The 8,161-nt window shown below is 70.2% G+C and carries 7 protein-coding genes; 5 read left to right on the forward strand and 2 right to left on the reverse strand.

Translation table 11 applies throughout. The features are described from left to right. Positions 1-2: 2 nt before the first annotated feature. The 4 genes from FNH24_RS22280 to FNH24_RS22295 are packed head-to-tail and all read left to right on the forward strand — an operon-like array spanning position 3 to position 4,587. Positions 3-989 (forward strand): ABC transporter ATP-binding protein, encoded by a 987-nt coding sequence (locus FNH24_RS22280; protein ID WP_152364440.1) that lies wholly within the window; start codon positions 3-5, stop codon positions 987-989. Then, a complete protein-coding gene (locus FNH24_RS22285; RefSeq protein ID WP_152364441.1) occupies positions 986-1,783 on the forward strand; it encodes an ABC transporter ATP-binding protein in 798 nt (265 codons plus the stop codon). The genes FNH24_RS22280 and FNH24_RS22285 overlap by 4 nt, the downstream gene beginning before the upstream one ends. Positions 1,784-1,808: 25 nt before the next feature. Further along, a complete protein-coding gene (gene phnA / locus FNH24_RS22290) occupies positions 1,809-3,128 on the forward strand; it encodes a phosphonoacetate hydrolase (RefSeq protein ID WP_152364442.1) in 1,320 nt (439 codons plus the stop codon). Continuing rightward, positions 3,121-4,587: an aldehyde dehydrogenase family protein gene (locus FNH24_RS22295; protein WP_152364443.1), complete on the forward strand. Its 1,467-nt coding sequence runs from the start codon at positions 3,121-3,123 to the stop codon at positions 4,585-4,587. The genes phnA and FNH24_RS22295 overlap by 8 nt, the downstream gene beginning before the upstream one ends. A gap of 74 nt (positions 4,588-4,661) precedes the next feature. Here FNH24_RS22295 and FNH24_RS22300 read toward each other — a convergent pair whose 3' ends face one another. Next, complete coding sequence (locus FNH24_RS22300; RefSeq protein ID WP_161606262.1) at positions 4,662-5,534, reverse strand: alkaline phosphatase family protein; 873 nt, start codon at positions 5,532-5,534, stop codon at positions 4,662-4,664. A gap of 130 nt (positions 5,535-5,664) precedes the next feature. On the opposite strand from FNH24_RS22300, the gene FNH24_RS22305 reads away from it, so the two are divergent. Next, a complete protein-coding gene (locus FNH24_RS22305; protein WP_152364445.1) occupies positions 5,665-7,074 on the forward strand; it encodes an FAD-dependent oxidoreductase in 1,410 nt (469 codons plus the stop codon). A gap of 87 nt (positions 7,075-7,161) precedes the next feature. On the opposite strand, the gene FNH24_RS22310 is transcribed toward FNH24_RS22305, so the two are convergent. Further along, positions 7,162-7,761, reverse strand: a complete 600-nt coding sequence (locus FNH24_RS22310; protein ID WP_217428420.1) for a hypothetical protein — start codon at positions 7,759-7,761, stop codon at positions 7,162-7,164. Between the last annotated feature and the right edge of the window lie 400 nt (positions 7,762-8,161).

Below are 8,161 nucleotides of genomic sequence, written 5' to 3' on the forward strand. Positions count from 1 at the left end.
CGATGAGCCTCTCGGTCTCCGACCTGACGATCACGGTCCGCGGTGACGGGCCCGACCGGACCCTGGTCAGCGGGCTGTCGATCACGGTCGAGGAGTCGCGGACGCTGGCGATCGTCGGCGAGTCGGGCAGCGGGAAGTCGATCACCGCGCTGAGCATCCTCGGCCTGCTCACCTCCTGGCACGCGGCCTCGGCCTTCACGGTCAGCGGGACACTCCGGATCGGACCGGCCGATCCGGCGACGGCCGGACCGCGCCACGAACTGGACCTGGCGTCCGCCCGGGACACCGACTTCGACGCGCTGCGGGGGAGTGCGGTGTCGATCATCTTCCAGGACCCGTGGACCGCGCTGAACCCGATCCGGACGGTGGGCCGGCAGTTGATCGAGTCGGTCCGGGCGCACCAGCAGGTCGCCGCGGCGGAGGCCCGGTCCCGGTCCCTGGACCTGCTGGAGCGGGTCGGCATCCACCGACCCGTCGAGCGCTTCGGCAGCTATCCGCATCAGCTGTCCGGCGGGCAGCTGCAGCGGATCATGATCGCCATGGCGCTGGCCGGGCGGCCCCGGTTCCTGATCGCCGACGAACCGACCACGGCGCTGGACGTGACCGTGCAGCGGGGCATCCTCCGACTGCTGGACGAGCTGCGATCCGACGGGCTCGGGGTGCTGTTGATCACTCACGATCTGAGCGTGGTCGCCACCCACTCCGACCGGATCGCGGTGATGTACGACGGATCGATCGTCGAGTCCGGCCGGTCCCGGTCGGTGATCGCGGACCCGCGGCATCCGTACACCCGGTTGTTGATCAGTTCGGTGCCGACGCTGAGCGTGGCTCCCGGCAGTCGGCTGATCACCAAGGCGGATGTGTTGGCCGGTCGGGAGCTCGACCCGCGGATCGGCCGGTTCGACCCGGAGCAGCGCGAGCACGCCGAGCTCGTCCGGGTCGCCGATGATCACCTGGTCTCCCGCCGTTTCGTGGCCGGGCTGCGATGAGCGGGCCGGCGGATCCGCTGCTGGAGCTGCGGGAGGTGACGATCTCGTACCGGCTCGGGTCAAACCTGCTCCGCGGCGGGTCGCGGCAGCGCGACGTGGTCCGCGACGTCTCGCTGGCGGTCGGCCGGAACCAGATCTTCGGCCTGGTCGGCGAGTCCGGCTCGGGGAAGACCACGATCGCCCGCGCGGTGCTCGGACTGGCCGCGGTCCGCCGCGGCTCGGTGATCTTCGACGGCCGGGAGCTGGTCGGCCGAGGCGGCGTGGTCAGGAACGAGCCGAGGATCCAGATGGTCTTCCAGGACCCGAACAACTCCCTCGATCCGTCGATGACGGTCCGGCAGATCCTGGCCGAGCCGATGATCATCTCGCGGATCGTGCCCCGGTCCGGGATCGAGGAGTTCAGCGCCGAATTGTTGGCCACGATGGACCTGCCGCCGGATGCGCTCGGCCGGCGTCCGTACCAGCTGTCGGGCGGTCAGCGACAGCGAGTCGGCCTGGCCCGGGCGTTGGCGACGAAACCGGCCTTGATCGTCGCAGACGAGTGCACGTCGGCGTTGGACGTCACCGTGCAGGCGCACGTGCTCAATCTGATGATGGGCCTGAAGGAATCGGCCGGGGTCTCGTTCCTGTTCATCTCGCACAACCTCGGCGTGATCCGGCACGTGGCCGATCAAGTTGCGGTGATGCAGGACGGCGTGATCGTCGAGGCGGCCCCGGCCGCCGAACTGTTCTCGGCCCCGCGGCACCGCTACACCCAAGAGTTGCTCGACTCGGTGCCGAGTTTCGGCCAGTGACCGTACGCGAACAAGGAGAACGTCCATGACACGGCAGCCCTTCACCGTCAACGGCAGGGAATACCGGCCGCCGGCCGAACCGGTGATCGTGATCTGCATCGACGGCAGCGAGCCCGCCTACCACGAGCTGGCGCTGGCCGCCGGCCGGATGCCCTGGCTGGCGAAAGCAAGCCCGGACGGGTTCAGCGACTGGCCGGCGCACAGCGCGATGCCGGCGTTGACCAATCCCAACAACGTGTCGATCGCGACCGGCCGGCCGCCGCGTGATCACGGGATCAGCGGCAACTACATCCTCGACCCGGACTCCGGGGAGGAGGTGTTGATGAACGACAAGGCCTTCCTGCGGATCCCGACGATCTTCGCCGCCGCGACGGCCGCCGGCCACGACGTCGCCGTCGTCACCGCCAAGGACAAGCTGCGCCGGCTGCTCGGCGCCGGCCTGGTCGAGTCGGGGCCCGCGCTGGACGGCGGCGCGACGTTCGTCGAGCCGACCCGGCGCGGGATCTGCTTCTCGGCCGAGAAGGCGGACCAGGCGACGGTCGCGGACAACGGCATCGGCGATGTCCTGGTCTACGTGGGCCGGCCGGTGCCGCCGGTCTATTCGGCCGACCTGAGCGAGTTCGTCCTGGCCGCCGGGGTGAAGTTGCTCGACGACCGCCGGCCGGACCTGATGTTCCTGTCACTGACCGACTACATCCAGCACAAGCACGCGCCCGGAACGGCGGTGGCGAACGACTTCTACGCCATGATCGACAACTACGCCGGCCAGCTGGACGCGCTCGGTGCGGTAGTGGTGATCACCGCCGATCACGGGATGAGCGCCAAGAGCGACCCGGTCGGCCGGCCGCGGGTGATCTACGTCGAGGAGGAGACCAACCGACTGCTCGCCACCGGTGCGGCCCGGGTGATCCTGCCGATCACCGATCCGTACACCGTGCATCACGGCGCGCTCGGCTCGTTCGCCAGCGTCTACCTGCCGGCCGGGGCCGATCCGGCCGTCGTCGGCAGCGCGCTGGCCCGGTTCGAGGGCGTCCAGGCCGTGCACACCCGCGCCGACGCGGCCGACCGGTACGCGTTGCCGGCCGACCGGATCGGCGACCTGGTGGTGCTGGCCGACAAGGGGTACGCCCTCGGCCGCTACCCGGCCTGGCACGACCTCGGTCAGCTCGACGCGCCGCTGCGATCACACGGTGCGCTGGGGGAGCTCAACATCCCGTTCTTGATCAACCGCCGCCTGGACCGGCCGGATGATCTTGATCAGGACATCGCCGAACCGGCCTGCGTGCACAACTACGACGCGTTCTGGGTCGCCACCACCGGCCTCACCGGAGGCCGGAATGACTGAACCCATCCCGGACCGGCTCCGGCACAACTTCGTCGCCGGTGCCTGGGCGACGGCGACCGGCAGCCGCACCAACGTCAATCCGGCCGATCTCGCCGATCCGCTGGGCGAGTTCGCCGAATCGACCGCCGCCGAGGCGACCGCGGCGATCGACGCGGCGTGGGCGGCGCGGACCGGCTGGGAGGCGGTGGGTCCGATCGAGCGGGCCGCGATCGTGCGGCGGGCGGCCCGGTTGATCGAGGCCGAGGCCGAGACCTTCGCGGCGGCGATCACCCGGGAGCAGGGCAAGCGGCTCGGCGACGCTCGGGGCGAGGTCGAGCGGGCGCTGGCGATCATGGAGTTCATCGCCGGTGAGGGACGCCGGCTGAACGGGATCACCACGCCGGCCGAGGAACCACGCACGCTGGCGCTGACGTTCCGGCGGCCGATCGGCGTGGTCGGGCTGATCACGCCGTGGAACTTCCCGCTGGCCATCCCGGTCTGGAAGGTGGCACCGGCCCTGGTCGCCGGGTGCACCGCGGTGCTGAAACCGTCGCCGCTGACCCCGCTGACCGCAGCGCTGCTGGTCGACGCGTTCGACCGGGCCGGAGTGCCCGCCGGGGTGCTCAACCTGGTGCAGGGTGATCGCGACCCGGGAGCCGCGCTGGTCGATGATCATCGGGTCGCCGGGATCTCGTTCACCGGCTCCTTGCCGGTCGGGCAGGCGATCAACACCGCCGGGGCCGAGCGGCTGCTCCGGACCCAACTCGAGCTCGGCGGCAAGAACGCGGTGATCGTGCTCGCCGACGCCGATCTCGACGCGGCCGCCACGGCGATCGTCCACGGCGCGTTCGGCCAGAGTGGGCAACGGTGCAGTGCCACCAGCCGGGTGATCGTCGACCGGTCGGTCAAGGAGGAGCTGCTGCGCCGGGTCGTCGACCGCGCCACCGGGCTGCGGGTCGGCCCGGGTGGCTCGGACGGGACCGACCTGGGCCCGGTGATCAACGACGTCCGCCGTGACGCCTGCCTGGACGCGGTCGACCGCGCCGTCACCGCCGGCGCGACCGTACGATGTGGCGGTGGCTCGGCCCGGGTGCAGCGGGACGGGCGGCCCGTCGACGGGTTCTACGTCGAGCCGACCGTGCTGAGCGAGGTCGACCGGGACAGCGAGCTGGCGCAGGAGGAGATCTTCGGCCCGGTGCTCGCGGTGATCGACTGCGACGGCTTCGACCAGGCGGTGGAGATCTCGAACTCGGTCCGGTACGGGATGTCGGCGACGATCTTCACCACCGACCAGGCCGCGATGTTCCAGGCGCTGAACGTGCTCGACGCCGGGATGCTGCACGTCAACCGCCCGGGCGTCGGCGCCTATGCCCACCTGCCGCACCTGGGCGCCAAGGCCTCCCAACTGGGCGCCGCCGAGTGTTCCCCGGACACCTGGAACTTCTACACCGACCTCCGGACGGCCTGCATCCGCTACTGACCGAGCCAACCTCACCGACTTGTCAGAACTGAGTTGTGCCATAGGGCTACTCAGTTCTGACAAGTCGGTGGGGGCTAGCCGCGGGCGGGCTCGGTGCGGGTGCCGAAGGGGAGGCCGACGAACTCCGGAGGCTGATCGGTCAGGCCGAGCACGTGGTGCACGTGGCCGGCGACGTCGGCCTGCTCCAAGATCAACGGCTCGTCGGTGGCCGGGACTCCGGTGCCGCTGGCGGCGATCCAGGCGGTCCGTTCGGCCGGATGATCGCCGCCGTGACCGCCCTCGTCGATGTGGCCGTGATCGGTCGCGATGATGATCAACCAGTCCTCGTGATCGCGGGTCGGACGCTCGTCGACCGCGCGCAACAGTTGGTCCAGTCGGCGATCCGAGGCGTCGATGAACTCCCGGTAACGCTCGCCCACGCCCTCCCGGTGCCCGGCCGTGTCGACGCCGTGCTGATAGACGAAGGTGATCGATCCCGGCTCCGACGCCAGCCCGGCGAGCTGCTCGGTGGCCCGGTCGGCGACCTGTTGATCACCGACATGCCAGTCGTCGGCGGTCGCCTTCTTGCCTCGCCTTCGGTCGGACAGGAAGCCGCCGCCGGCGAAGATCGGGCCGCCGCTGTGGCTGCTCACCAGCGGTTCCCAGTCGGCGCCGGCGAAGGTCTGCACCTCCGGGAACGCCCGGCCGGCCAGGGTGATGAAGTCCGGATACCGTCCAAGATCATGATCGGTCAGGTTGTTGTCGAAGATCCGGTGCGTCGGCGGCAGCACCCCGGAGACCATGGTCGACCAGCTCGGCCCGGAGATCGTCGGGCCCGAGGCGTTGACCTGCAGGTCCTGCAGGAATCCGTCCGCGGCGACCCGGTCCAGGGCCGGAGTCTGCTGCTCCAGCAGGGTGTCGTAGCGGACGCCGTCGATCCCGACGAAGAGGATGTGCGGTCTGGACATCGAATCGCCTCCCAGCGACGTGATCAAGAGTGATCGTCGGTCACCGACCCTAACCCTGCCGGTACGGGCGCGGCGACGACAGTGATCAAAATCCCGATTCGCGGTCCTGATGTGCGGATAACCTGACCCGATGAGGCCCTTCGTCGTCGCGATCATCGGTTCCGGACCATCGGGGATCTACGCGGCGGAGGCCCTGTGCCAGCAGAGCGACGTCGCGGTGTCGGTCGCGGTGCTGGACCGGCTGCCGGTGCCGTTCGGCCTCGTCCGCTACGGGGTCGCGCCGGACCATCCGTCGATCCGGTCGATCCGCAACACGCTGGAGCGGACGCTGAGCCGGCCCGAGGTGCGGTTCTACGGTGACGTGACGGTCGGCCGGGATGTGACCATCGACGAGCTTCGCGGCTCGGTCGACGCCGTGATCTACGCCTACGGCGCGGCCAGCGACCGCCGGCTGGACATCCCCGGCGAAGATCTGGACGGCAGCATCGCCGCGGCCGAGCTGGTCGCCTGGTATTGCGGCCATCCCGACGTCCACCCGGATCTGGAGTCGCCGGCGATCACCGGGCCGGAGCCGGCGGGGATCGATGCCGAGCAGGCCTCCCGGCTGGTCGCCAGCACCCGGTCGGCGGTCGTCGTCGGAGTCGGCAACGTGGCCTTGGACGTGGTCCGGATCCTGATCCGGCCGACCGCCGACCTGGCCCGGACCGACATGGCCGAGGAGGTGCTCACCGCGCTGGACGACCGGGCGGTGACGGACGTGCACGTGCTCGGCCGGCGCGGCCCGGCGAACACCTCCTTCACCACCAAGGAACTGCGAGAGCTCGGTGACCTGGACGGGGTCGACATCGTGATCGACCCGTTCGATCATGCGATCGACCCGGCGACCATCGGCAAGGTCGCGGCGCGGAACCTGGCCGTGCTGTCGGGCTGGGCCGAGCGGTCGGACGGGACGGCGGCCCGGCGGATCCACTTCCACTTCTGGACCCGGCCGGTGCGGCTGGCCGGCGAGGGCCGCGTCGCCTCGGTGATCACCGAGCGGACCATGATCGACTCGACCGGCCGGCTGCTCTCCGCCGGCCCGGGCCCCGAACTGCCGGCCGACCTGGTGGTCCGCTCCGTCGGCTATCGCGGCACGGCGCTGCCCGGCGTCCCGTACGATCCCGAGATCGCCCGGGTGCCGCACGCGGAGGGCCGGGTGATCCGCGACGGATCGTTCGCCACCGGCGAGTACGTCACCGGCTGGATCAAGCGCGGGCCGACCGGGGTGATCGGCACCAACAAGTCCGACGCCGTCGAGACCGTCACCTCGCTGCTCACCGACATCGCCGATGGTGAGCTGGTCGCCGACCATGATCGGGATGATCTTGATCGGCTGCTGGCCGATCGCGGGATCCATCCGCTCGGGATGCCGGCCTGGCGGCTGATCGACGCCGCCGAGATCGAGCGTGGGCACCGCCAGGGCCGCGACCGCGCAACCCTCGCCCACCGCTCCGACCTCCTCGCCGCCGCCGCCGACCCGGACCCCGACCCGCCGGACTGACCCCCTTTCCTGCCGACTTGTCAGAACTGAGGTGCGCTATAGAGCTACTCAGTTCTGACAACTCGGGTGGGAGGGGGCGGTGGGGGGTCAGCGGAAGGCGAGGAAGAGGACGGCGATGGCTAGGACGGTGTCGAGGACCAGGCAGAATTCGGCCATCGACTGGACCACGACCCGGTCCTTGCGGTGGTGGTACAGATCCCAGCCGGCGTGGGCGAACAGGCCGGCCGCGATCAGGACTCCGGACACCCGCGGGTCGACCCCGGCGGCGATCAGGGCGACCGGGCCCAAGATCACCAGCGCCGCGAGCTGCAACGGAAGGCCGTGCGTCGGCCGCCATCGCCCGCGCACCACTCCGAAGATCAACAGTGCCGCCGCGATCGCGATCATCACCCAGGACGGGTTGAAGCCGGGCACGAAGAAGCCGATCGTCATCAGCACGAAGCTGACTCCGAAGACCGGCCAGGCCGCGCCGCGCAGACCGAGCGCGGCGGCGCCGAGGTAGACCAACGCCGAGGCCGTGACCACGGCCGCCACGTCGTTGACGGTGCCGAGCCGCAGGACCGGCACGACGGTGAGCAGCGCCACGGCGGCACCGGCGATCGCCGGCCACCGTCGGGCGACCGCCCGGACAACGCGCTTGGGGCCCGAATCGCGGGCCGGGGAGCTCGTCCCCTCAATGGTGCTCATGAAGATAGATATACCCCAGGGGGGTATAAGATGTCCAGGGTTCGGATGTTCGTTCCCTGAGCCTGTCGAAGCGTCGTCCTGAGCCCGTCGAAGGGGGCCAACCCGACCCCGCCGGTTTCGGCCTGACGGCCGGAAAAGACGCAGCAAAGGGCGGGCGGGTTCTTGCGGTCGGTCCATCTCGCGCCCGGGCGCCGGTTCGGGCGGTCGTCGCCGCCGGTAGTCCTTCCCGACCGGTTCTGCACCCCGCCGGGGCGTCGAGGAATTCTGTTGATCATCGACAGTGACGTTTCCCACCTGAAAACCGACCCAAAGTCAAGCGGTCTAAGCAACTTTGGTCAGGAATTTGTTCAGGGCCTGTGCTGGGGTCTTGAGGTCGAGGGTGGGTCGGGGTCGAGCGTTC

The organism is Microlunatus speluncae, assembly GCF_009299835.1.
Taxonomy (GTDB): domain Bacteria; phylum Actinomycetota; class Actinomycetes; order Propionibacteriales; family Propionibacteriaceae; genus Microlunatus; species Microlunatus speluncae.

Coding starts and splice junctions, on each gene's coding strand:
- FNH24_RS22280 (WP_152364440.1), top strand. CDS start 3: ATGAGCCTCTCGGTCTCCGACCTGACGATCACGGTCCGCGGTGACGGG.
- FNH24_RS22310 (WP_217428420.1), bottom strand. CDS start 7,761: ATGAGCACCATTGAGGGGACGAGCTCCCCGGCCCGCGATTCGGGCCCC.
- FNH24_RS22300 (WP_161606262.1), bottom strand. CDS start 5,534: ATGTCCAGACCGCACATCCTCTTCGTCGGGATCGACGGCGTCCGCTAC.
- FNH24_RS22285 (WP_152364441.1), top strand. CDS start 986: ATGAGCGGGCCGGCGGATCCGCTGCTGGAGCTGCGGGAGGTGACGATC.
- phnA (WP_152364442.1), top strand. CDS start 1,809: ATGACACGGCAGCCCTTCACCGTCAACGGCAGGGAATACCGGCCGCCG.
- FNH24_RS22305 (WP_152364445.1), top strand. CDS start 5,665: ATGAGGCCCTTCGTCGTCGCGATCATCGGTTCCGGACCATCGGGGATC.
- FNH24_RS22295 (WP_152364443.1), top strand. CDS start 3,121: ATGACTGAACCCATCCCGGACCGGCTCCGGCACAACTTCGTCGCCGGT.